General features: G+C 59.8%; 14 protein-coding genes and 6 pseudogenes. 12 read left to right on the forward strand and 8 right to left on the reverse strand.

Annotation, left to right across the window (positions count from 1 at the left end):
- A pseudogene (locus JCM25146_RS00010) lies at positions 1-498 on the forward strand (hypothetical protein); the annotation flags it as partial.
- Positions 499-551: 53 nt separating this feature from the next.
- On the opposite strand, the gene JCM25146_RS00015 reads toward JCM25146_RS00010, so the two are convergent.
- Positions 552-920 carry a hypothetical protein gene (locus JCM25146_RS00015; RefSeq protein WP_148298922.1) on the reverse strand — a complete coding sequence of 123 codons (369 nt, stop codon included), beginning with the start codon at positions 918-920 and terminating at the stop codon, positions 552-554.
- 305 nt (positions 921-1,225) lie between these two features.
- On the opposite strand from JCM25146_RS00015, the gene JCM25146_RS00020 reads away from it, so the two are divergent.
- From JCM25146_RS00020 to JCM25146_RS00040, 5 genes and pseudogenes are all read left to right on the forward strand, one after another.
- On the forward strand, positions 1,226-3,022 hold the full coding sequence (locus tag JCM25146_RS00020) for an ATP-binding protein (protein WP_025824920.1): 1,797 nt from the start codon (positions 1,226-1,228) through the stop codon (positions 3,020-3,022).
- Positions 3,006-4,999 (forward strand): annotated as a pseudogene (locus JCM25146_RS16070) (response regulator). The gene JCM25146_RS00020 and the pseudogene JCM25146_RS16070 overlap by 17 nt, the downstream one beginning before the upstream one ends.
- A gap of 45 nt (positions 5,000-5,044) precedes the next feature.
- Positions 5,045-5,644, forward strand: coding sequence for an ATP-dependent protease subunit HslV (hslV, locus tag JCM25146_RS00030; protein WP_025824921.1), 600 nt, complete (start codon positions 5,045-5,047; stop codon positions 5,642-5,644).
- Complete coding sequence (gene hslU, locus JCM25146_RS00035) at positions 5,644-6,957, forward strand: ATP-dependent protease ATPase subunit HslU (protein ID WP_025824922.1); 1,314 nt, start codon at positions 5,644-5,646, stop codon at positions 6,955-6,957. The genes hslV and hslU overlap by 1 nt, the downstream gene beginning before the upstream one ends.
- On the forward strand, positions 6,957-7,397 hold the full coding sequence (locus JCM25146_RS00040; RefSeq protein ID WP_025824923.1) for a SufE family protein: 441 nt from the start codon (positions 6,957-6,959) through the stop codon (positions 7,395-7,397). The genes hslU and JCM25146_RS00040 overlap by 1 nt, the downstream gene beginning before the upstream one ends.
- 93 nt (positions 7,398-7,490) lie before the next feature.
- On the opposite strand, the gene JCM25146_RS20375 is transcribed toward JCM25146_RS00040, so the two are convergent.
- The 4 genes and pseudogenes from JCM25146_RS20375 to JCM25146_RS00060 form a co-directional block, all read right to left on the reverse strand.
- A complete protein-coding gene (locus JCM25146_RS20375; protein ID WP_025824924.1) occupies positions 7,491-8,024 on the reverse strand; it encodes a hypothetical protein in 534 nt (177 codons plus the stop codon).
- A gap of 138 nt (positions 8,025-8,162) precedes the next feature.
- Positions 8,163-10,492, reverse strand: a pseudogene (locus JCM25146_RS16080) (molybdopterin cofactor-binding domain-containing protein).
- Complete coding sequence (locus tag JCM25146_RS00055; RefSeq protein ID WP_025824926.1) at positions 10,485-10,961, reverse strand: (2Fe-2S)-binding protein; 477 nt, start codon at positions 10,959-10,961, stop codon at positions 10,485-10,487. The pseudogene JCM25146_RS16080 and the gene JCM25146_RS00055 overlap by 8 nt, the downstream one beginning before the upstream one ends.
- A gap of 21 nt (positions 10,962-10,982) precedes the next feature.
- Positions 10,983-12,311, reverse strand: a complete 1,329-nt coding sequence (locus JCM25146_RS00060) for a c-type cytochrome (RefSeq protein ID WP_025824928.1) — start codon at positions 12,309-12,311, stop codon at positions 10,983-10,985.
- 537 nt (positions 12,312-12,848) lie between these two features.
- Between JCM25146_RS00060 and rpmI the strand changes: the two are divergent.
- The 5 genes and pseudogenes from rpmI to pstS all read left to right on the forward strand — a co-directional run.
- Positions 12,849-13,043: pseudogene (gene rpmI / locus JCM25146_RS21020) on the forward strand (50S ribosomal protein L35); the annotation flags it as partial.
- Positions 13,044-13,062: 19 nt separating this feature from the next.
- Positions 13,063-13,422: a 50S ribosomal protein L20 gene (rplT, locus tag JCM25146_RS00065; protein WP_025824929.1), complete on the forward strand. Its 360-nt coding sequence runs from the start codon at positions 13,063-13,065 to the stop codon at positions 13,420-13,422.
- Positions 13,423-13,577: 155 nt separating this feature from the next.
- Positions 13,578-14,648, forward strand: a complete 1,071-nt coding sequence (pheS, locus tag JCM25146_RS00075) for a phenylalanine--tRNA ligase subunit alpha (RefSeq protein WP_025824931.1) — start codon at positions 13,578-13,580, stop codon at positions 14,646-14,648.
- A 4-nt stretch (positions 14,649-14,652) separates the two neighbouring features.
- Positions 14,653-17,112: a phenylalanine--tRNA ligase subunit beta gene (pheT, locus tag JCM25146_RS00080; protein ID WP_025824933.1), complete on the forward strand. Its 2,460-nt coding sequence runs from the start codon at positions 14,653-14,655 to the stop codon at positions 17,110-17,112.
- 29 nt (positions 17,113-17,141) lie between these two features.
- Positions 17,142-18,179, forward strand: coding sequence for a phosphate ABC transporter substrate-binding protein PstS (gene pstS / locus JCM25146_RS00085; protein ID WP_051543836.1), 1,038 nt, complete (start codon positions 17,142-17,144; stop codon positions 18,177-18,179).
- Between the two features lie 87 nt (positions 18,180-18,266).
- On the opposite strand, the pseudogene JCM25146_RS16085 reads toward pstS, so the two are convergent.
- The 3 genes and pseudogenes from JCM25146_RS16085 to JCM25146_RS00100 form a co-directional block, all read right to left on the reverse strand.
- Positions 18,267-19,942, reverse strand: a pseudogene (locus JCM25146_RS16085) (ABC transporter substrate-binding protein).
- 22 nt (positions 19,943-19,964) lie between these two features.
- The gene (locus tag JCM25146_RS22325) at positions 19,965-20,138 is read right to left on the reverse strand and encodes a hypothetical protein (RefSeq protein WP_159101937.1); all 174 of its coding nucleotides are present in this window, start codon (positions 20,136-20,138) and stop codon (positions 19,965-19,967) included.
- The gene (locus JCM25146_RS00100; protein WP_148298913.1) at positions 20,128-20,361 is read right to left on the reverse strand and encodes a hypothetical protein; all 234 of its coding nucleotides are present in this window, start codon (positions 20,359-20,361) and stop codon (positions 20,128-20,130) included. The genes JCM25146_RS22325 and JCM25146_RS00100 overlap by 11 nt, the downstream gene beginning before the upstream one ends.
- Positions 20,362-20,622: 261 nt before the next feature.
- Between JCM25146_RS00100 and JCM25146_RS16090 the strand changes: the two are divergent.
- A pseudogene (locus JCM25146_RS16090) lies at positions 20,623-23,285 on the forward strand (cation:proton antiporter).
- The last annotated feature ends 25 nt before the right edge of the window (positions 23,286-23,310 follow it).

Here is a 23,310-nt window from a genome sequence, read left to right on the forward strand (position 1 = left end):
CCAGAGCCAGAGCCAGAGCCAGAGCCAGAGCCAGAGCCAGAGCCAGAGCCAGAGCCAGAGCCAGAGCCAGAGCCGACTGTTGCTGAAGTGACAGCCGTGCGGGAGGCTGTTGTGGCGCACCCCGCCTCACCCGTAGTGGCTCTGGCTCCGGAGGAGGAGGTGGTTCCCCCCGTATTGGCATCGACCACCACCATGGCCAGTGTAACTCAACCACAAGTGGAAAGCCCGGAGGCGGGTGTACCCCCTCTGGCTGTGCATATTGCCCGTCCCGCTTATCTGCGCACGTCCGGCTCGTTCCTGCAAAGCGTTGTGGCGGGTGGGGTGCGCAAGCTTGCTGCTACAGACGTGCGGGCTCTGCTTGTGAGCGAGCGGTTCTGGCGTGGTGTGTGGGTTGTAAGCCTTGTACTGGCTGTTCTGGTCGTATTGGGGGCGTGGCACTGGTGGGCAGCAGTTGTGCAGGCATGGCCCGCTGCGGCCCGGCTCCACCAGCCGGGGTAATAGGCCGTTTATCCCCCTTTTGTATTCAGGCGGGGGATTACGGTGTCAGTCAGTTAAAGCTTTCGGCCAACCAGCATGGCCAGCGTGGCGCCAGCCGCAGCTACGGCCATAAGCCCCAGACCATCGTAGATCAGCCCGCTGGCTGTCAGTTCATGTCCGGCCAGAGTAATCTGTTCGGGAATGGCATTGGCAACGCTGGCAATAGCGTCATGAGCCTGCGGATCGGCCGATGCGGTGCTGCGGGTCAGGGTTTTGACCAGCGCTGGCAGCGCTGCCCATGCGGCACCCGCAATCAGCAGCAGGGGAGCAAACAGTTCCGCCATCTGCTGGACAAAGTAGAAAACAAAGTAACAGACCGCCCCTATGGCCGTTTGCAGCAGCCGTAACCCGGCAGGGGCTCCCACGGCCCTGCGTGAGGACATGGCAATGGGTTGCTGGGAGGCGGGTAAGGGTGTGCGCGTGTCCATGAACCTGTGTTCCTTCAGGTAATCCGAGGCGGAAATATCAGCCAGTCCGCTATCAGGGCAGAGTGTCGAGAGTAAAGCTTGCTCTTTATACCGTTCTTGCGTGTGTCTTGCCACCATGCTTGCCGGAGGGCAGATACCGGGTGGCTGTGGCGGTAACGCATTCGAGAGCAGACGGGGGCTGTTTTTGTTTGGTATGCCTTTTATAACCGTATGAAGTTAAAGAAGGATGGGCCTTGGGCGTCCAGCTAGAGGCATAATTTATGGATTTTCTTTCCTGCACCATCCTGTTCGCGGGGGTGGATGCCGCGTGCGAACAACGTCTGGTGGCGGAACTGGATAAACGGGGGCTGAGTGGGCGCATAGCCGCAGATGGCCGCACCGTTTTTGCCGGGTTTGATAGTGAACTCCCCAATCTTCTGGTTGTGCAGGACCCCCTGCCAGATATGTCCGCCGCACAGCTATGCCAGCGCCTGCGCCTGACATCGGCCACGCGGGGCATACCTGTGGTTGTGCTGGTCAGCCAGCATGACGCGGTACAGGAGCAGGAAATTCTTGAGCGCGGGGCGGACGCCTGTTTTTGCGTCACCGATGACCCGGTTTTTCTGATCTTCAGGATATGCGCCCTGCTGCGTGAATTTGGGGATGAAACAGCCGAGCGGGAAGGTGCGGTCTTCCGCCAGCCGCGCGTATCTGTTGTGACTGCGCCGGGCGGTATTTTATGGGCATGGCCCGATGGGGCGAGCGTTGGCAAAACCCCTCGCATTGTCAAAATGCTACGCCATAATGGCGAGGACGCAACACTGGTCGAGGACCCGGACAGGCTGGAACTCTCCAATATTGGGGCGGGGCGGATTCAGCCGGACTGTATTGTGGTGGACCTGAGCTGCCCTGCCTTTAACGGGCTGGCGCTGGCCCAGACGGTTGCGGCTTTCAGGCGCCGGAGCCGCCAGTGCACCCGTGTGCTGGGGGTTGTGGAGCGTGGCCAGCTCACGGCAGAAAAAATCCGGCTGGCCTTCAACGCCGGTGTGGATGATCTGACGGATTCGGAAATAGCTCCCGACCTGCTTGTTGCGCGCATAAGCAGCCTTGTACGCCGCAAAACCTTGCAGGACGAAGCCCGGCGCGAGGAAGCGCACATAGAAAGTGCGCGCGCCCGTATGGCGCTGGCCGATGCCCTGCGCCGGGTGAATGCAGACCTTGCTGCGGCTAACCGTAAATTGATCGATGCACAGGTCAAGCTGGTGCAGTCAGCCAAAATGGCGTCTCTGGGGGAGCTGGCGGCAGGGATTGCACATGAGTTCAATAACCCGCTGGCCTTTGTTCTTGCGCATGAAAACACGGTCAAGCGGAGCATGGCGCAGGCTTTGCAGGCGGTAAGGGAGGGCAACACGGTGGTGGCGGAGGCCGCACTGACCAAGGGGTCGGAGCGTCTGGCCTCTTCCCTTGTTGGCCTGTCCAGACTGCGTGAGCTGGTTGCCAGCCTGCGGCGTTTTTCCCGTCTGGAGGAGGGGGAATTCCGGCGGCTGGACGTGCCGGACGCCATTGCCATGGTGCTGACGCTTCTGGCCCCCAAGCTGGGGCAGGAAATAGCCGTGGAGTGCCGTCTGGAGGCTCCGCCGGAACTGGTCTGTCAGGCGGCACTGGTTAATCAGGTGGTCATGAACATTGTCAGCAATGCAGCTGATGCCATTCTGGAAAAGCGCGAGGCAGCCAGAAAACAGGGAGGTCCGGCCCCCACGCGGCGCAAGGACCAGATTTTGATTGCCTCCTATCTGGAACCCAGAGAGGGAACAGGGGCAGAAGAGTACGTGTTGCAGATATCGGATACAGGGCCGGGTGTGCCGCAGGAATTGCAGGAACGCGTTTTTGAACCATTTTTTACAACAAAACCTGTAGGCTCAGGGACCGGGCTTGGTCTGGCTACAGCGTACGGGGTTGTTCAGGCCCACGGCGGCAGTATTGCCATAACAAATTCCGGGGGGCTGGGTGGGGCCTGTTTTACCATTCGAGTACCCTACAAAACAGGGGAGGAGAGGCGCGGTGAGCACGTTATATGAACCAACACAGCGCCCTTTTGTGCTCGTTGTTGATGACGAGCCCGAAATTCTGGTCGCTCTGTCCGATCTGCTGGAGAGTGCCTACACGGTCCTGACCGCCTCTTCGGGGGAGGAAGGGCTGGAGTGCCTGCGCGCCACCCCCGGAGTTGCGGTTATTATCTCCGACCAGCGCATGCCGGGCATGACGGGTGATGTGTTTTTGGCGCATGCGCGCGACCTCTCCGCTGCCGGGGCTATCCTGCTGACCGGGTATGCCGATATTTCCGCCGTGGAAGCCGCTTTGAACCGGGGCCAGATTTCCTTTTTTGCGTACAAACCGTGGGATGATGAAACACTGCTCTCCATGGTTGGGCAGGCGGCTGCGCGGTATTTTCTGGAAAAAGAGCTGGAGTGCGAGCGTCTGCTCCTGCGTGGCCTTCTGGACAATCTGCCCTTCGGGCTGGCGGTCAAGGATCAGGCAGGCTGCTTTGTGCGGATCAACCAGCAGATGGCCAGCCAGATGGGCCATACAATCGAGCAGTGCATCGGCCGCCGCGAGGAAGATCTGGTTGACGGGCAGCGGCTGGAAAGTCTGAAGGAGGCGCAGGAGCCGCTGGCACAAACGGGGCGCGACCAGCAGGTGCTCCAACTCCCCGCCCAGGATGGCCCGGCCCGCTGGCATGACCTGACCCGTGTAAGGCTGGACAGCCTGCGGAATGCTCCTGTGCAGTCGGCCATGCTCTCCGACTATTCCATCCTGATTGATCGGGACGTGAGCGAACTTTTAAGTCTGGAGCAAAGACTGCGGCAGGCGCAGAAAATGCAGGCCATAGGCACGCTTGCTGGCGGCATTGCGCATGACTTCAATAATCTGCTGACCGCCATTCAGGGGTCTTTGGAGCTTGTGCAGGACCTTGAACCCCCGCGGGATGCCTCTGTCGCACGGTTGTATGAGAACGCCATGGAGGCCGCCCGGCGTGGGGCGGTGCTCACCCGCAAGCTGCTGGACTTCAGCCGTCCGCGCCATCTGGTCTGCCAGCGGGTGGACATGCATGACGTGCTGGAGAACCTCCAGAATTTTATGAAACAGGGGAAAGTGCCGGAAGAAATCCGGGGCGCACTGGACACTACCCGACTGGAGGGGCTGAGCCGCTTCAGCAGTGTGCGCTTCAGCATCCCCGATGAGCCTCTGCCCCCGGTCTGGACAGATGCAGTGCAGCTTGAGCTGGCTGTGTTCAGCCTGTGCATTAACGCGCTGGATGCGCAGCCGGAAGGGGGCACCACCTGTGTTTCCGTTCGGCAGGTGGCGCGCCTTCTGGGCCGGCAGGTCGGGCGTGAGCACACGGGGGCATGGCTGGTGGTGCAGGTGAGCGACCGCGGCATTGGCATGACGGAGGATATCCGCGCACGTATTTTTGACCCGTTCTTTACCACCAAGGATACAGGGCAGGGCGTTGGGCTTGGCCTGTCCATGATTTACGGCTTTATCAGCCACTGTGGGGGCGAGGTCCGGGTGGACAGCGCACCCGGTGGCGGCACCTCCGTGGAGCTGTGGTTCCCCGCTATGGATCAGGAAATGGCGGCAGCCATTCCCGCCGTGCCTGCCAATGCAGTGCAGACCATAGCCCGCGTTCTGCCAGAAAACGGCGCAGGCAGCACTATTCTGGTTGTTGATGACGAACCGGGCGTGCGCGCAGTGACAACTGGCTTTTTGCGTCGTGCAGGGTATGCGGTCATGGAGGCAGCGAGCGGTGCAGAAGCCGTGGAAAAAGTCCAGTCTGCGCCGGGTATTGCCCTTGTCGTCATGGACGTGATGATGCCGGGCATGAATGGGGGAGAGGCCGCGCGGCGTATCCACGACGTACGTGCCGACCTGCCGGTTCTGTTTGTCACCGGTTATGCAGATTTTGGCGTGCTCCCCGAAGCGTTGCCATTCTGCACAAGCCATACACGCGTGATGCGTTGCTGGGAGATGTAAGGGCTATGCTCGCAGCATAGCCCGCCCCCTTGTGTCCTGCGCCAGAACGCCTATTTCTTGGTGTTATGGATAGTTTTCATTCTGCTTCGTCTTCGCATGATCCCGTCGGCTGGCACGGGACCACCATTCTTTGTGTGCGCCGTGGCGCGCAGGTTGCCATGGCGGGGGATGGCCAGGTCACACTGGGCAGCACCGTTATCAAGGGTAACGCGCGCAAGGTGCGGCGCATTGGGCCTTCTGGCACCATTCTGGCAGGTTTTGCCGGGGCTACGGCAGATGCCTTTACGCTGCTGGAGCGGCTGGAGGCCAAGCTGGAGCGTTACCCAAACCAGCTAGAGCGCGCCTGCGTGGAATTGGCCAAGGACTGGCGCACGGACCGCTACCTGCGCAGGCTGGAGGCCATGATGGCCGTGGCCGATGCGGAACACTCTTTTACCCTGACCGGCAATGGTGATGTGCTCGAACCCGAGGATGGCATTATCGCCATTGGTTCGGGTGGCAATTACGCCTTGTCCGCCGCCCGTGCCCTGCTGACGGTGGACGGGCTGGATGCAAGGGAGATTGTAACCCGCGCCATGAAGATTGCCGGGGATATCTGCGTCTACACCAACCATTCCGTGCGGATAGAAACACTGGACGCCAGCACTGCGGGAGATCACGCCTGATGCAAGCCCCCCATTTTTCCCCGCGTGATATTGTTGCCGAGCTTGACCGTTACATTGTGGGGCAGGCGGATGCCAAACGTGCCGTTGCCATTGCCATGCGCAACCGCTGGCGGCGGGCACAACTCCCCGAATCCCTGCGTGAGGAGGTGGTGCCCAAGAACATCCTCATGATTGGGCCAACCGGTTGCGGCAAAACCGAGATCGCCCGCAGGCTGGCCAAATTGGCGCAGGCGCCGTTCCTTAAAGTGGAAGCGACCAAATTTACCGAGGTCGGCTATGTCGGCCGGGACGTGGACAGCATTGTGCGCGATCTGGTGGATGCCGCCATTGCCATGCTCAAGGACCTGCGCCGCAAGGATGTGGAGGTGCAGGCTGCTCAGGCGGCGGAAGAGCGCATTATCAATGTTCTGGCCGGGGAAGGGTCTTCGGCAGATACCAAAAGCAAGTTCCGCAGCATGTTGCGCAGCGGGCAGCTTGAGGACAAGGAAATTGATATTGCCGTAACCGACCCCGCTCCGGCTGGGCCGGGCGATATGCCCGGTATGGTGCCGGGGAGCGTGATCAATCTGGGCGAGATGATGAAAGGTTTTATGAACCGCGCGCCCAAGCAGAAAAAACTCCGTATTTCCGTCGCTCGTGAGCAGTTGCAGCGTGAGGAAGCCGAGCGCCTGCTGGACAGTGAAAGCCTGACGCGGGAGGCCGTGGCCCATGTGCAGAACAACGGCATTGTTTTTCTGGACGAAATAGACAAGGTCTGCGCCCGCTCATCTGAAAGTGGGATGAAGGGTGGCGATGTCTCGCGCGAAGGGGTGCAGCGTGACCTGCTCCCCCTGATTGAAGGGACAACCGTCTCCACCAAACATGGGCCGGTCAAGACTGACCACATCCTGTTTATTGCCTCTGGTGCGTTCCATCTGGCCAAACCGTCTGACCTGCTGCCTGAATTGCAGGGCCGACTGCCCATCCGTGTGGAACTGCAACCCCTCTCGCGCGATGATCTGCGCCGTATTCTTACCGACCCGGAGCATTCCCTGCTCAAACAGTATACCGCCTTGATGAAAACAGAAGGCGTGGAGCTGACATTCGCGGATGATGCAGTAGATGCGCTGGCCGAGCTGGCAGCGGATATTAACGAGCGGGTCGAAAATATTGGTGCCCGCAGGCTTGCCACAGTGCTGGAAAAACTGCTGGAGGATATTTCCTTCACCGCATCCGAGCGTGCGGGGGAAGCTGTTGTTGTCGATGGTGCCATGGTGCGTGACAAGGTGGCACCGCTGGCCCGCAAGGGTGATCTGAGCAGGTTTATTTTATAATGGAAGCACCATTTGTTAATCCGCAGGAAGACACTGCGGCAGAAGCGATCGAAGCCATTGGCGACGAGCTGGACGTGTTTGATGACTGGATGGAACGCTACCAGTACATCATAGAAATGGGGCGTAAGCTGCCCCCGTTCCCGCCAGAATGGTGTAACGATGCGCACCGTGTACCCGGCTGCCAGAGTCAGGTCTGGCTGGAAGAAAAAGAGGAGGACGGCAGGCTCTACTTTGCTGGCCTGTCCGATGCCGCCATTGTGTGTGGGCTGGTAGCGCTGCTCCTGCGCGTCTATTCCGGCCGCACGCGGGAGGAAATTCAGGCCACGGACCCCGGCTTTTTGCGTGATCTGGGGTTGGTGCAGGCTCTTTCCACCAATCGTGGTAATGGGGTGGAAGCCATGGCCCGCGCCATTCGTACAGCAGCCACTGTTTCTGCCTGAGCAGAGGGTACTTGTTGGGTTGGGGCGTTCAAAGAGTTCCGGAGCCTATGGTATGCATGGGCTCCGGAGATTTGCAGATGGGCAGGCCTACACTCAATAATCGGCAATGCCCGGGTTAAAACAGCCGACAAGATGTTCAATAATCGGCTTGTAACGGGCTTTTTCCGTTTTGGGGTATATCAGCTTGAAAATGGAAAACTGGTGTTTTTTAAAGACTATTTTTTCATAAAACTCTGATTTTCCACCATCATCTCCAGAAAAAACCGCCCAGTCCTTGTGGACGCTCCTGTAGCTTATCGTTCCTTTTTTTCCGGTCAGGTCTGCCAGCGCATACGAGATTTCCTCACCAAGAGTATTGGGGGAAAAACTGCCAAATACGGTAAGGTCTCCTCCGTCGGGGGCTAAAAAGTGCTGGCCGTCTCTATTGTCAGGCTCACCTTGAGGCACAAAAACATCGGCCGGGTAGCAGATCTGATACCCAAAACGCTCATTTGTGTAGGTTTGCCATGCGGTGGTGGGGCGGAGGATATCTGCGACACGGAGCGGCGCTGCATGGCAAGTATTTCCCGCCGGCAAGGTAGCTAAGAGCAGCCCCGGCAGGAGCAATGTTTGCAAACGACAGAACATTTATAGCCCCCAAACCGTTTTCTTCCGTGAGGACGGTATAAGCGCAAGCGGGTTAGCCAGCCATGCCTGCTTTATAAAAAAGGGGCTGATCCACCTTAAAGATGGATCAGCCCCTTTGCGGAACAGGAGGCCTGTGGGTCAGGCGTTCCCTTTTTCCTTCAGCGCTTTGAGCACATCCGCAGGGCGAATGGGCAGGTGGCGCAGGCGCACACCAACAGCGTTGAAAATGGCATTGCCTACAGCAGGGGCAATGGTGGTCACGCCCGGTTCGCCCAGACCCATGGGTTTTTCCGTGCTGGGCAGGAACTCCACATCCATCTCCGGCACATCGGCAATGCGCAGGGGGGTGTAGGTGTTCAGGTTGCGGTCGCGCACGTTGCCGTCCACAATTTCCGTGCCTTCAAACAGGGCCATGCTCAGCCCCCACAGTGCACCGCCTTCGGTCTGTGCGGCTGCGCCATCGGGGTCGATAATGGTGCCTGCATCAAGCACCAGCCAGATTTTCTGGCAGGTCACAACGCCCGTCTTGCGGTCCACATGCACCTGCACGGCCCCTGCGGTCCATGTGGGCATGGCGCGTTCCTGCCCAAAGGTGGTGGCAATGCCTATGGCCGTATCGGCAGGCAGGGAGACCTTGCCGTACCCACATTTTTCCACCAGATGCCGCAGCACATTGGCCTGACGGCTGGCACCACCGACCGAGTTGGGGCTGCTACCCGCATTGCGGCCTTTGCTGTCCAGCAGGCTCAGGCGGTAGTCTGCGGGGTCCAGTTTGCGCGCATGGGCAATTTCATCCAGAAAACTTTCATGCGCCCATGGTGTCCAGCCGGAACTGACCGAGCGCAGCCAGCCGGGGCGGAAGGTCTCGCTCGCCAGTTCGTTGTCCAGTGCCCGCACCCGCATGGGGCCGACATCGTACCAGTGGTCGGCACCGGCGATGGCAAACTGGTCGTAGGGCTTGCCATCCACGCCTTTTTCCATGAACGCGCTGGCCATAACACGGGTTGGCCAGCCAGCGGAGGCATGGTGCTGCCAGGCGGTAATTGCGCCGTCCTGGCCCAGTGCCGCACGGACCGTCTGCACGGAAGGGGAGCGGATGGAGTCAAACAGCACATCGTCCGAGCGGGTCAGGATCAGCTTGACCGGCTTGCCGCCAATGGCCTTGGAAATAAGGGCCGCAGGCACTGCGTAGTCCCCGTTCAGGCGGCGGCCAAAGCCCCCACCCAGCAGGTAGCTGCGCATGACCACTTCGGATTCAGGGACCTGAAGAGCTTGGCAATAACGGGCAGGAAGAGCGACTGCCACTGGTTGCCGCAATGGACCTCCCACTTGCCCTCGTGCTGGCGGGCCAGCGCGTTCATGGGTTCAAGCTGGTAATGCAGCACGGAGGAGCAGGTGTATGTCTGCTCCACCACCTTGGCGGCTTTGGCGAATGTCTCGTCCACGCCGGGGTCGTTGAACACGCACGAACCACCGGCCTTGTTGGCGATCTGCTTGCGGCCGTAGTCCAGAATGTCCTGCTCGGTCACATTGGCGGTCTTGCCCGGTGTCCACACGACCTTGAGCGCGTCTGTCGCACGGATGGCCGCAGGGTAGGAGGAGGCCAGCACCGCAACCCAGCCCGGAACGGTGTTCGACGGGTCTTCGAGCACAATGTAGCGGATGTAGCCTTTGACCTTTTTGGCCTCGCTGTCATCAACCGAGACAACTTTGGAGCCATAACGCGTGGGTGGCAGCTTGGGGCGGGCATACACCATGCCGTCCAGCTTGGCGTCAATGCCGTAAATGGCCGTGCCATCGGTTTTGGATGGAATATCCAGCGCCTTGACATCCTTGCCGATCAGCCGGTGCTCGGAGGCAGGCTTGAGCGGCAGTTTGGCCATTTCTTCTGGCGTATAGGTTTTGGTCGGGTGTGCACGGCTGACAATATCGCCGTAGCTGATGGAGCGGTTCCCGGCGATTACCTTGCCATTGCGGGCAATACAGGCGGCGGGGGCAACGCCCAGCAGCTTGGCGCCCTGTTCCACCATGACCGTGCGTGCCGCAGCACCAGCCTGACGGAACTGGTCCCACGTCATCCACACGGACCATGACCCACCGGTCACCATCAGGCCCCATTTGGGGTCTGTATCCACGTAGGTAATGCGGACCTTGTCCCAGTCGGCTTCCATTTCATCCGCAATAATACGGGCAAGGGCCGTGCCAATGTGCTGGCCCATTTCCGCACGGATGATGTTGACGTTCACCCACCCATCGGGTGCGATGGAGCACCAGATTGTAGGTTCAAACGCGCCTGCTTCCTTTAAAGCAGCGGGAGCGTTCTGGGGGTAAACCTGTGCAGCGCGGCCCTGACGGGCAAACCCGAACAGAAAGGCAGAGCCTGCGGCAGTCAGCAGAAAGCTGCGGCGTGAAGGCCCAAGACCTGCGGCACGGTCCTGCTGTGCGGCAATACGTTCAAGCTTACCCATGGGATGCCTCCTCCTTGCGCAGGGCGGCAGCTGCTTTTTTAATGGCTTTGCGAATGCGGACATAGGTCATGCAGCGGCACAGGCTGCCGCCCATAACGCCGTCAATTTCCTCATCCGTTGGGTCTGGGTAGTCCTTGAGAAGACTGACCGCCTGCATGATCTGGCCGGACTGGCAGTACCCGCACTGCGGAACCTGAATGTCCTTCCATGCTTCCTGCACGGCGTGCTTGCCGTTGGGGTCCAGCCCTTCAATCGTGGTGACATCTGCCCCTTCCAGCGAACTGAGCGGGGTAATGCACGACCGGGTTGCCCGGCCACCAACCAGAACGGTGCAGGCACCACACTGGCCAACGCCACAGCCAAATTTTGTGCCCGTCAGATCAAGATCATCGCGCAGTGCCCACAGCAGGGGGGTGTCGTCTGGCACATCGACTGTCACGTCACGGCCATTGAGTTTGAATTTTACCATCTCGTGCTCCGTGGTCCGTGCTTAGTGCGATGAATTGACAGGAATGGTGGTAATGGTCTTGCGCACTGCGGCTGCTTTCTTTTCCAGATCAGTCCATGGCGGCAGGGTGGTGCGGGTGCGGCGCAGATACGCTGCAATCCGTGCCATATCCTGGTCGGACAGGGCATTGTAGAAGCTGGGCATGGCAACGCCGGTCTGCCCTTCTTCCGCCGTCAGACCATGCAGGATGACCTGATAGAGGTTGGTCGGCTCGTCTAGCCACAGCGCATTGTTCAGCGCCAGATCGGGGCGGCCAAGCACGGGGGAGGGTGCTGCGTTGTAATGGCAGGCCGCACATGCGCCCTGATAGAGTTTGGCGTCCGGGTCCACAGTGGGGCCGACCAGATCGATCCTGGACTGTTCCATGGCGCGGGCCAGGGCGGCCTTGTCGTGTTTTTCACGCTCGGCAGCGTGGTCCACATCGGCAAAGTAATGCGCAATCGCATGCACGTCCTCTTCCGGTACGGTGGAGAGGAAGCGGTGTGGAACGGGGGACATGGGGCCACCTGCTGGGCCATGCAACGGAGCCACGCCAAAGCGCAGGTACTGGAAGAGTTCGTCTTCGGTCCATGTGGTGGGGGTGGGGTTATGCTCGTTCAGCGGTGGGGCAATCCAGTTGTCCACCACGGCACCATCATAAGGAGCGCTCTTCTTTTCTGCCCCCATAAAGTCACGCGGGGTGTGGCAGGCACCACAATGTGCATTACCTTCGGACAGGTAGGCGCCACGGTTCCACAGTGCGTCATGCCGGGGGTCAGGCTTGTACACACCGGGCGTGAAGTACAGCAGCTTCCACCCGGCCTGCAGCATGCGCAGGCTGAGCGGGAAGGGCAGCTCGTTGGGGCGGCGCGTCATGTGCACGGCGGGGCGTGTCATCAGGTAAGCGTAAAGATCAGACACGTCCTGATCGGTCATTTTGGTGAAATGATCGAACGGGAAGGCCGGAATCAGATGTACGCCTTTGCGCGAAACGCCAAGGTGCATGGCGCGCTGGAAGGCTTCTTCCGACCAGTTGCCAATGCCGGTTTCCGGGTCTGGTGTAATATTAGAGGAGTAGATGGCCCCGAACGGGGTATCCATCTTATAATCCCCGGCCAGTTCCGGGCCGCCACCGTTGTCGGTGCGGGTATGGCACTCCGCGCAGTATCCTTCTGCTGCCACAATGCGGCCGCGTTCAATCTGCTCGGCGGAAAAGCTGCCACGATCGGGGGGCTCAACCGGTTCTATGGGCGGGTACCAGGCATAATAAAGAAAACCCAGCCCACCTATGGCGCCAATGGCGGCGGCTCCTGCTAATAGACGTTTGATCACTCTATCCCCACCTTATGTGTAAACGTCCCGTCTGGCGGGCAGATGGATCAAGTCTGCCCAACACAGCCAGAGGAACAGCATCTGCGGTCTGTCGTTGATTGGGGACCAGTCTTATCTGGATTTGCATCGCAGATAAACGCATAGATGCCGCGTTATTACACGGAAGCGTGTATATGATTTATATATATCGCAAGAATATTACAAAAAAACGGCTTTTTTCTGAGAATTATCTATATTTCATAAGATATAGATAGGCGGATATTTGCATGCACGTCATGCATTTTCTTCAGGGGGTGGATGTGCGCCGGATGGTTCAGGGAGGGGGATGGGGGTAAAGAATCCGACCGGTCGAAGAATCGGGCGCTGGCCGTGTTGCACATTTGTTGCAAGGTAAGGGTTGAAAGCAGCGCACCTTTCTTTTAAGGAAGCGCATTCGCGCACGCGACCGGGCCTGTGGGGCATGCCTGGCCGTGCAGAAGCCGCTCAACCCTGTTTGGGGGCGGGCGGTTATGTCCAGCGTAGTTCAGGAGTAAAGAAATGCCCAAAATGAAGACCAAATCGTCGGTCAAAAAGCGGTTTAAAATCACCGCGACCGGCAAGGTGCTCTCCGGTCCGAGCGGCAAACGTCACGGCATGATCAAGCGTACCCAGAAGATGAAGCGTTCCGCTCGCGGCACGCAGGTTCTTCAGCCGCAGGACGGCCGTACGGTTAAGCAGTGGGCCCCTACGGGCTTTAAGGAGCATCTGAGATATGGCACGTGTCAAACGCGGTGTAACCACACTCGCACGCCACAAAAAAGTTCTGGAACTGTCCAAGGGTTACCGCGGCCGGTCTTCCACCAACTATCGTATTGCTCTGGAACGCGTGGAAAAGGCGCTCCAGTACGCATATCGTGACCGCCGCAACAAGAAGCGTGAATTCCGCGCTCTGTGGATCCAGCGTATTAACGCCGCCGTGCGTGAACACGGTCTGACCTACAGCCGTTTCATCAACGGTCTGGCCAAGGCAGGGATCGAGATCGACCGCAAGGTTCTGGCCGCCATCGCATTTGATGACGCAGCAACCTTTGCCGAAATCGTTAAAAAGGCACAGGCCGCTCTGGCTGCCTGATTGCCGTTTTTGGCTGATACGGTTTACAAGAAAGGTCGTCCATTACCGGGCGGCCTTTTTGTTTTTGGGCGGATGGTTTTTGGCTCTGGGGGGTTTTCTCCCTTCGTGGAAGACTGTATCCGCCCGGTAGCATTTTTTCCTCAGCGCGGGGTTCCATGAGCGACGATCTAGAAACTCTTCGGCAGGACGTCCTGTCGGAACTGGCGGGTGCCACAGACCTGCGGGCATGGGATGCCGTGCGCGTTGGCACTCTGGGCAAATCCGGTCGGCTGACTGGCCTGCTCAAAGCACTGGGGAAAATGCAGCCCGATGAGCGCAAGGCCCGTGGCGTTGCGCTGAACCGGCTGCGTGACGAACTGACACAGGCGGTGGAAGCACGCGGGCGCGAACTGGAAGCAGCCGCCCTGCAGGCCCGCCTGATTGCGGAACGGTTGGATGTTACCGCTCCCCCACCGGCGGAAGTGGCAGGCTATATCCACCCGATCAGCCGCACGATTGAGGAAATGACGGCCATTTTTGGCGTCATGGGTTTTCAGGTGGCAGAAGGGCCGGATATCGAGACCGACTGGCATAACTTTTCGGCTCTGAACACGCCCGACCACCACCCCGCCAGAACCGACCACGACACGTTTTACCTCCCGCCCTCTCCGGGGCTGGACGTGACCCGCGTACTGCGTACCCAGACCTCGGGCGTGCAGATACGCACCATGCTCGGGCAAAAGCCCCCCATCCGTATTATTGCACCCGGCCGCACCTACCGCGCGGACCACGATGCAACGCACTCCCCCATGTTCCACCAGTGCGAAGGTCTGGTTGTGGGGCAGGGGATTACTCTTGGGCACCTCAAAGGCTGCCTGATCGAGTTCCTGCGTGCATTTTTTGGCAAGCCGTCTCTGCCGGTGCGCTTCCGCTCCTCCTACTTCCCGTTTACCGAACCCTCGCTGGAAGTGGATATCGGCTGGTCACGCAAAACGGGTGAGATCGGGGCAGGGGAAGACTGGCTGGAGGTACTGGGGGCAGGCATGGTGCATGCGCGTGTTCTGGCCAACTGTGGTCTGGACCCATGCGTATGGCAGGGCTTTGCCTTTGGTATGGGGGTCGAGCGTCTGGCAATGCTGAAGAACGGCATTCCCGACCTGCGCTCGTTCTATGAAAGCGATATCCGCTGGCTGCGACACTACGGGGCAGACCCGCTCGCACCCGCACTGCTGCACGAAGGGGTGTGAGAGTATGAAGTTCACGCTGTCATGGTTGTATGACCATCTGGAAACACAGGCAACGCTGGCTGAAATCTGTGCAACGCTCAACCAGATCGGTCTGGAGGTGGAAAGCGTTGAGAACAAGGGCGCAGCTCTGGCACCTTTCCTGACGGCCCGCATTCTGGACGCGCAGCCCCACCCCAATGCGGACCGGCTACAGGTTTGCAGGGTCGATGCCGGGCCGGGCTTTTCGGACGTGCAGGTCGTGTGTGGTGCCCCCAATGCGCGCAAGGATCTGGCGGTCATTTTTGCACCACCGGGCGCTTATGTGCCGGGGCTGGATGTGACCATCAAGGCAGGCAAGGTCCGGGGCGAACTGAGCGGGGGCATGCTGTGCTCCCTGCGTGAGCTTGGGATTGGGGAAGAAACCAGCGGTATTGCCGAACTGCCAGCCGACACACAGCCCGGCCAGTCCTACCCCGATTTTGCCGGGCTGGATGATGTGGTGATCGACATTGCCATTACCCCCAACCGGGGTGATGCGCTGGGTGTGCGTGGCATTGCGCGTGACCTGGCGGCTGCAGGCCTTGGCACATTGCGCCCATGGCTGGCCGAAACGGTGGAGGGGACGTTTGCCTCCCCCGTGGAGTGGGCCATTACTTACCCCGAGGCCTGCCCATGGGTGTTGGGGCGGACTATTCGCGGTGTCAAAAACGGCCCCAGCCCGGAATGGCTGCGCAACCGGCTGGAAAGTGTTGGCCTGCGCTCCATTTCCACGCTGGTCGATATTACCAACTACTTCTGCTTTGATCTGGGGCGCCCCCTGCATGTGTTTGATGCGGGCAAAATTGCAGGCGGCAAATTAACCCTGTGCCGTGGCGCGGGTGAGACCTTCCGCACGCTGGACGGGCAGGAATGCACGGTCACGGCCGAAGACTGCGTGATTGCGGACCAGAATGGTGTGCAGTCCCTTGCCGGGATTATGGGGGGGGAGGCAACAGGTGCCACCGAGAGCACGACTGATGTGTTCGTGGAGTGCGCTCTGTTTGACCCCGTGCGTGTGGCTCTAAGCAGCCGCAGGCTCGGCCTGTCGTCCGATTCCAGCTACCGCTTTGAGCGGGGCGTGGATCAGGCCCTGCCCGTGGCGGCTCTTGAGGCCGCAACCCGTATGATTATTGAGTTGTGTGGCGGTCAGGCCAGCGAAGTTGTCTCCGCCGGGCAGCAGCCTGCATGGCAGCGCACGGCAACCCTGCGCTTTAACCGTGTGCGTGACCTCGGCGGGCTTGACGTGCCTGCGGACGAGAGCGTGGCGCTGCTGGAAAAACTGGGTTTTGAGGTACGGGCACGTACCGAAGAACAGGTGGAATGTGCCGTGCCTGCATGGCGTAATGACGTGGCGCAGGCTCCAGTCCTGTCGCAAGGCAAAAGTCTGCCAGACGATGTGGCAGTGCAGGCGGCTCAGGGTGTTGCAACGATTGAGGCCGAAAGTGATCTGGTCGAGGAGGTTCTGCGGCTCAAGGGGCTGGATGCAGTGCCCGCCGTGCCGCTGCCGCCCATCAGTGTGGTGCCGGGGGCTTCCCTTACCCCTGCGCAGGGACGGTTTGCGCTGGCGCGCCGCGTACTGGCCGCGCGTGGGTTAACGGAGACAGTGGGCTTTTCCTTTGTCTCGCACGAGGAGGCCGTGCATTTTGGTGGCGCCCCCGAAAGCCTGCGTCTGCTCAACCCCATTGCGTCCGATCTGGACCAGATGCGGCCTACGCCACTGGTTAATCTTGTGTCCGCCATCCGGCACAACAGTGTGCGGGGCTGGGGTGATATCGGGTTGTTTGAAATTGGTCCGGCCTTTGCGGAGGCGGCACAGCAGACATTGGCCGCAGGTGTGCGTGCGGGTCACACGCAGCGTTACCCCGGCGTGGCCAGCACTGCTGTCTCGCTCTGGGCCGCCAAGGCGGATGCGCTGGAACTGCTGCGCCAGTTTGGCGTCAACCCCGATGCCATAACAACCACGGCGGATGCGCCTGCTTGGTACCACCCCGGTCGCTCCGGTGTGTTGCGGCAGGGGCCCAAGAACATTCTGGCGTATTTTGGCGAACTGCATCCTTATGTGTTGCAGGCGGCCGACATTGATGTGCCGTTGGTGGCGTTTGAAGTGTTTGTGCAGAACGTGCCCCAGCCCAAAAAGAAGAAAAAAAGCGCGCCTGTGCTTTCAGCCTTCCAGCCTGTGCGGCGTGATTTTGCGTTTGTGCTTGCGCAGGATATTCCGGTGGAAAGCGTGCTGCGTGCCGTGCGTGGAGCCGACCGCCAGCTTGTGGCTGATGTCAGCCTGTTTGACATCTACACAGGACCGCACGTGGCCGAAGGCATGCGCTCGGTCGGGGTGGAAGTGACCCTCCAGCCAACCGAAAAAAGCCTGACAGATGCGGAGCTTGAGGCCGTGTCCGAACGTATTGTCACGGCTGTCGGCAAGGCAACGGGTGGCGTTCTGCGCTAACAAGACACCGGCCGCATAAGGAGTAGATCATGGCCTGTTATTCCTCCGCTACCGTGCGTTCCCCGTTCAGGGCCGGGTTTGCCGCCCTGCTGCTGTGTGGTGGGCTGGCCCTGTCCCCGATGGCAGGGGCGGAGGAGGTGACAGGAGCTGGCTCCAGCTTTGCCGCACCCCTTTATCAGGCGTGGTCTGCTGCAGCACCTGCCTCGGTGGATGTGCAGGTCAATTACCAGACCATAGGTTCGGGCGCCGGGCAAAACCAGATTCTGGCAGGGACCGTGGATTTTGGGGCGTCAGATGCCCCCATGGCTCCGGCGCGGCTGAAGGCGGGCAACCTGCTTCAGGTACCAACAGCCATTGGCGGGGTGGTGATTACAGCCAATGTTCCCGGTGTTGCCAGTGGAGACCTGCGCCTGAGCGGGCCTGTGCTGGCGGCAATTTATGCCGGAACCATTACGCAGTGGAATGATCCGCAGATCATGGCCCTTAACCCCGGTCTGCACCTGCCCGATCAGGTCATTGCGCCCTTACACCGTGCAGATGGTTCGGGCACCACGTATGTTTTTACAGACTACCTTGCCCATGTCTCGCTTGAATGGAAGGAGGGCGTGGGTAAAGGGACTTCTGTTGCATGGCCAGCCGGGGCTGGTGCGCGTGGTAATGACGGCATTGCCGCCTACGTGCGCAATACAGCAGGCAGCATTGGCTACCTTGAATATGCCTATGCCGAACGCAATCATCTGGCACTTGTACAGATGCAAAACCACGCGGGAGTTTTTGTCAGCCCGACGGCCACGAGCTTTGCTCAGGCGGCTCAGGCAGCCCAATGGGACGAGAATGACCTGACGGCCGCCCTGAGCGATGCAGCAGGGGAGCAGAGCTGGCCGATTATCACCACAACCTATGTGCTGTTCCCCGCCACGGCCACACAGGAGAATGAAGGGGCTGCGGTGCGGCGCTTTTTCCGGTGGGGGCTGGTGGAGGGAACCGCCGTAACAGGTCAACTCGATTATGTGCCTCTGCCAGAACGGATCAGGGCGCTGGTGCTCAGGCGGCTGGGGGCGGAGTAGGGCGTTGTCGGGATTTATCCCGCGCTCATTCCACACTTGTCCTGTATTTCATCCACAGATTCTGTGGATAACACCGCTTGACCCCATTCAGTGCAACCAGACCTGTGAGAACAGGAGCTGATTGACCTCGGTGTAAAAGAAGTTCCGCATCCGGGCGGATGTCAGCACCACATTGTCTTTTTCAATCACCGGGGCGGCGGGGGCCTGTTCCATGACCAGCCTGTTGGCCTCCTGCCACAGCAGGTTGCGCTGTATGCTGCTCAGGTCAGTATCGGTTTTGGCACGGTCCATCACGGCTTGTGCCTGTGGGTCGCAAAATCCGGGAATATTGATGGAGCTATCGGAATGCGGATGAAAATTTTCACACCCGAACAGCGCATCGACAAAGTTGGAGGGAGACGGGTAATCCGCTGACCAGCTTGTCAGGGATATTTGCACATGGTTGTCCGTGTTCTGGATATACGCCAGATGCAGGCTGCTGCTCAGCGGGCGCAGGGCTGCCTGATACCCAAGGCTCTGGAGCATGTCGCGCACCCATGCACCCATGGCCATTTCCGTGCTGGTATTGGCAACAACCAGCGTGATCTTTTGCCCTATGGTACCACTCTCTTGTACTAGGCGGCGTGCTGTGGGCATGTCGGGGGCACTCCACCGGGGGGCGGGTGCGTGGGGTGAGGCTCCGCGTGTATAAGGGCATTGTGGCTCTCCGCTGTCCACAATGGAGGGAATAAGGCCACACAGGGGGCGCGCAATGCCGGGGCCACCATACAGGATAACCATGGCCTTGCGGTTGAGCGCGTAGTTGACGGCCTGACGCACCCTTATGTCCGTAAAAGGAGGCTCATGCATGTTCATGGGCAGAAAATAGAGCGAGGCATGGCGCATGACGTGCGTTTGCCCGGCAAAGTGCGCACCAAGCTCACCCAGCCGGTCAAGGGGAATGGTGTCGGCCATCCAGTCATACTGGCCATTTTCCACAGCAGTTACAGCAGCCTCTTCGGGTATGCCAAACGTGTATTCAATCCGCTCGGGGTAACCTGCGGGCTGTGCCTGTGGGTTCCAGACATGAAAAGCCGGGTTGCGGTCAAGGGTCAGAAAGCTGTTGGGGTTGTAAGCCTCCAGCCTGTAAGGGCCGGTGCCGGGCAGGGGCGTGTTACCCGTATCACGCGCAGGGGTGTTGGCAGGCAGGATAACGGCGTGGGTAAACGCGAGTTTTTGCAGGAACTCCGCATCGGGGTGGGTTAGGTGGAAGGTTATGCGCCTGCTGGGGGCATCGGCCTCTATCCCGCGTTCCAGTGTACATGTGGCTGGGGTGTGCAGGCACGCATCGGCCCCTGCGATTGCGCCATAAAAAGCCCCCGCCGTTGGAGCACCAATACGGAAAAGCCGCTGGAAGGAGGCCACAACATCCGCCGTGGTTACGCGCTGCCCGTTGGAGAAGTAAATGTCAGGGCGCAGTGTAAAGCTGTAAGTCAGCCCGCCGTCCTGTGGGGTGGGCAGGGCCTCGGCCAGGTCAGGCACAACCTCCTTGCCCGCAGGCCTGTAACTTTGCGGAAGGTGGTCAGCCCATCATACACATTGGCAAACAGGTTGATGTATTTGGCTGTGTAGTTGATCTGGGGGTCCAGCGTGCCGCCGGACGACGTCGCTACCAGCCTGAGTGTGCCGCCGCCATGTTCTGGCTGTGGCAGATCGGCGGGAAGCGGGGAGGACGCGCTGAGCGCAGGGCCAGCCAGCAGGCAGGCGAGCGTACCGCCCGCCATTAAAGCGTGAATGGAGCGCGCTTTAATGGCCGTCATTCTGGCCCATGGTCTGGGCAGGCTGTCCGGGCATGGGTTGTCCGGTCATCAGGGCGGAAAACCCTGAGTACATGGTGCAGAGCACAATAACGCCCACCATTACGGCCCCTGCAACAATGGCAATGCGGACAACTTTTTCGGTCTTGTCTTTATCGGTCATACTGAAGAGCCTGAGGGTTGCTGTCGGGTTGCCGCTGGGTTTTGCTGCGGGAGGTAGAGCCCGCCGGTGTTGCGGGCGGTCTGTACCAGTCGGGGGCAGCCTGCCCCGTATGCCTGTGTGGGCGGTAATAATGCGCATCTGGGTCTTCGGCGCAGGCGCAAAGGCCAGTCAGGGCACATGCAAACAGGGCGAGGCGAACCGGGGAGAGCGTCATCTGTTTCATGCCCGTGAGCATACGCCTAATTTTTTCGGGCGAAAAGTCTTGCCCGGTGTGGTTCATGCTCATGGCTTATGGGGGCTGCCGGTTTGGCAAATGCGGCAGGTATGGGGTGTGTGCATGTTCGTGTCTGGCGTTTGCGGGTGTGGCATGCTCGGCTCTGGCCTGTTACAAGCGGAGGCAGAAAGACGTATTTGCCATTTCCTTGCCTTATCATCGTGTTAGCAAGGGCAGAATCCGGCAGGTTTTGGAAAGAGAGGCATGGGTATGGCGGTAACGGGTCTGGCTGCGATACTACTTGTAATTGCGCTTCTTCTGGTTGTTGTCAGTGCCGTACAGCCCATTGCCCGCAAGCTTGAGCTGTCCGAGACGGTGCTGCTGGCCATTGTGGGTATTATTATTGGCTCTCTGGCCGATTTTGCCCTGCGGACCTCCTATGCCTCCGCCCTGAGTGGTATTGCCGAAACCCTGCTTGATTTTCCCATAAGCAGTGAGTCGTTCCTGCTGATTTTTCTGCCTGTTCTGGTTTTTCAGGGCGCGCTGGCCATTGATGTGCGCCGCCTTGCGCACGAGGCGGCAACCGTGCTGCTGCTGGCCGTGGTGGCGGTGGCCCTGTCCACCGCCCTGATCGGCTTTGCCCTGTTTCCTTTTGCGGGCATGCCGCTTGTTGTCTGCCTGCTGCTGGGTTCCATTGTGGCCACAACGGACCCGTCCGCCGTGGCGGGTATCTTCCGTGATATCGGGGCCTCCACCCGCCTGACCCGGCTGGTCGAAGGTGAGGCGCTGCTGAACGACGCAGCGGCCATTTCCATTTTTTCCATTCTGCTGCCCTCGGTGACACTGCACCGCGCTATCCACCCGGGTGATGCGGTGATCTCGTTTGTGGTCTCCTTTGCGAGTGCGCTGGTGGTCGGGGTAGTGTGCGGGCGGCTTACGCTGGTCATGATGTCAGCGATCGGCAGTTCAGCGGCAGAAATTACGCTCAGTGTTGCCCTACCTTATGTTGTGTACATCCTGTCAGATGAATTTCTGGGGGTGTCGGGCGTGGTGGCAACTGCCGCTGCTGGGCTGACGCTCTCTGTTTACGGGCCATCAACCGTGCGGCCCCAGACATGGCTGTTCCTTAACCAGTTGTGGCAGCAGTTGGTGTTCTGGGCGGGGTCTTTGGTGTTTGTGCTGGCGTCCATGCTGGTGCCACATCTGCTGGTGGGTATGACCCGCTGGGACTGGGTCCTTATTCTGATAGCCAGTGTCGCAGGGCTTACGGCGCGTGCCGCTGTGGTGTTTGGTATGCTGCCACTACTGGCATGGTCGCGCCTGTCCCCCCCTGTGCCCACGCCGTTCAAGGTGACAATGGTGTGGGGGGGGCTGCGTGGTGCCATTACGCTGGCCCTAGCGCTGGCCGTGACAGAAAACGAGCACGTGGCAACACCCATTGCCCATTTTGTAGGTATTATTGCCACAGGCTTTGTGCTGATAACCCTGCTTGTTAACGGCACCACCCTGCGGTCGCTTGTCCTGTTCCTTAAGCTGGACCAGCTTTCTCCTATTGATGAGGCCATGCGCCATCAGGTTCTGGGCATTGGTCTGGGCAATGTGCGCGAACGTGCCAAAAAACTGGGGGGGAGCTGGGTTTTGGTGCGGATGCCACGCGCCCGGTCATTGAGCAGATTGAACGCCGAGCAGTGGAGGAACAGGCTGCCAACGTGTTCGATCAGGCCCTGTCCGATACGCAGCGCGTCAACCTGGCGCTGATCACCATTGCCAGTCAGGAGCGCTCCTTGCTGCTGGACCTGTTCCGCATGCAGGGGCTGTCCCGCAGGGTGATGGAAACCCTGCTGCGTTCGTCCGAAGCGGCTATTGATGGCGCACGGCTGGAGGGGCGCCTGGGGTATGTGCGTGCCCTGCGGCGCAGGCTCAGCCCGTCATTCCGGTTTGATCTGGCCCAGTGGGTGCATAATTACCTGCGTTGGGATAGGCCGTTGATGCTGTGCATGGCTGAACGGTTTGAAATGCTGATGGTCGCGCATTTTATTTCCATCTCGCTCACCCGGTTCATGCGCGAGCGGCTTGAGCCCACACTGGGCAGTCGTATTGGAGAAATTGTGGCCGAGGTGCTCTCACGCCAGCGCAAGCTGCTGGATGAGGCGCTGGAAACCCTGCGTCTGCATTACCATGGTTATGCAGAGGCATTGGAGAACCGCATTTTCCGCCAGATCGCCCTGCGGCTGGAAGGGGAGGAATACGATACCCTGCTCGCTGAATCCCTGATCAGTGATGAACTCAACCGCGAACTGCTCAAGGAACTGGAACGGCGCAGGCACCGTCTGGACAAGCGACTGAGTTTTGACCTGCGCAGCGGGATTGAGGACAGGATTAAAAATGCTGCCGTCTTCCGTGGCTTGCCTGGGGCGGAGTTGCATGACCTTGCGACGACCACATCCCTGCGCTTTGTTGCTCCGCAGGAACTGCTGTGCCGCAAGGGGCAGAAGATGCGCTATGTCTACTTCATCAGTGCAGGGCTGGTGGAAGCGCATGTAGCCGGTGTGGATGAACTGTATGGGGCAGGGGATCTGCTTGGCGCGCAGGAGGCCCTGAACCGCTGGCGGTGCGTGGGCAATGTGCGTGCCGTGCAGTTCGGGCATTTTATGGCCATCAAGGCATCACGCTTCAAGCGTCTGGTGGATGACTACCCGGTTGTGCTGGAAAATATTGAGACCATCCTGCGCAAGAGGGAGGCCGGGGAACGCCCGACATCACTCCTGCCAAAACGCAAGATCGCAGCTATGGATGAGGATGGTCTGGCGGCCCGCGCCCTGCTTGCTCCAGAGCGGGAAGTGCTGGCCCTTATGCCGCCAGACAGTCCACACCAGTCACAGGCGTCTGATGAGCAGGAAGCATCCTTGGGCAAAGATGCAGGCGTGGAGTAAACGTTCCGCGCCTGCCCGTGTGGGC

The sequence above is a fragment of the Acetobacter okinawensis JCM 25146 genome (assembly GCF_000613865.1).
Taxonomy (GTDB): Bacteria; Pseudomonadota; Alphaproteobacteria; order Acetobacterales; family Acetobacteraceae; genus Acetobacter; species Acetobacter okinawensis.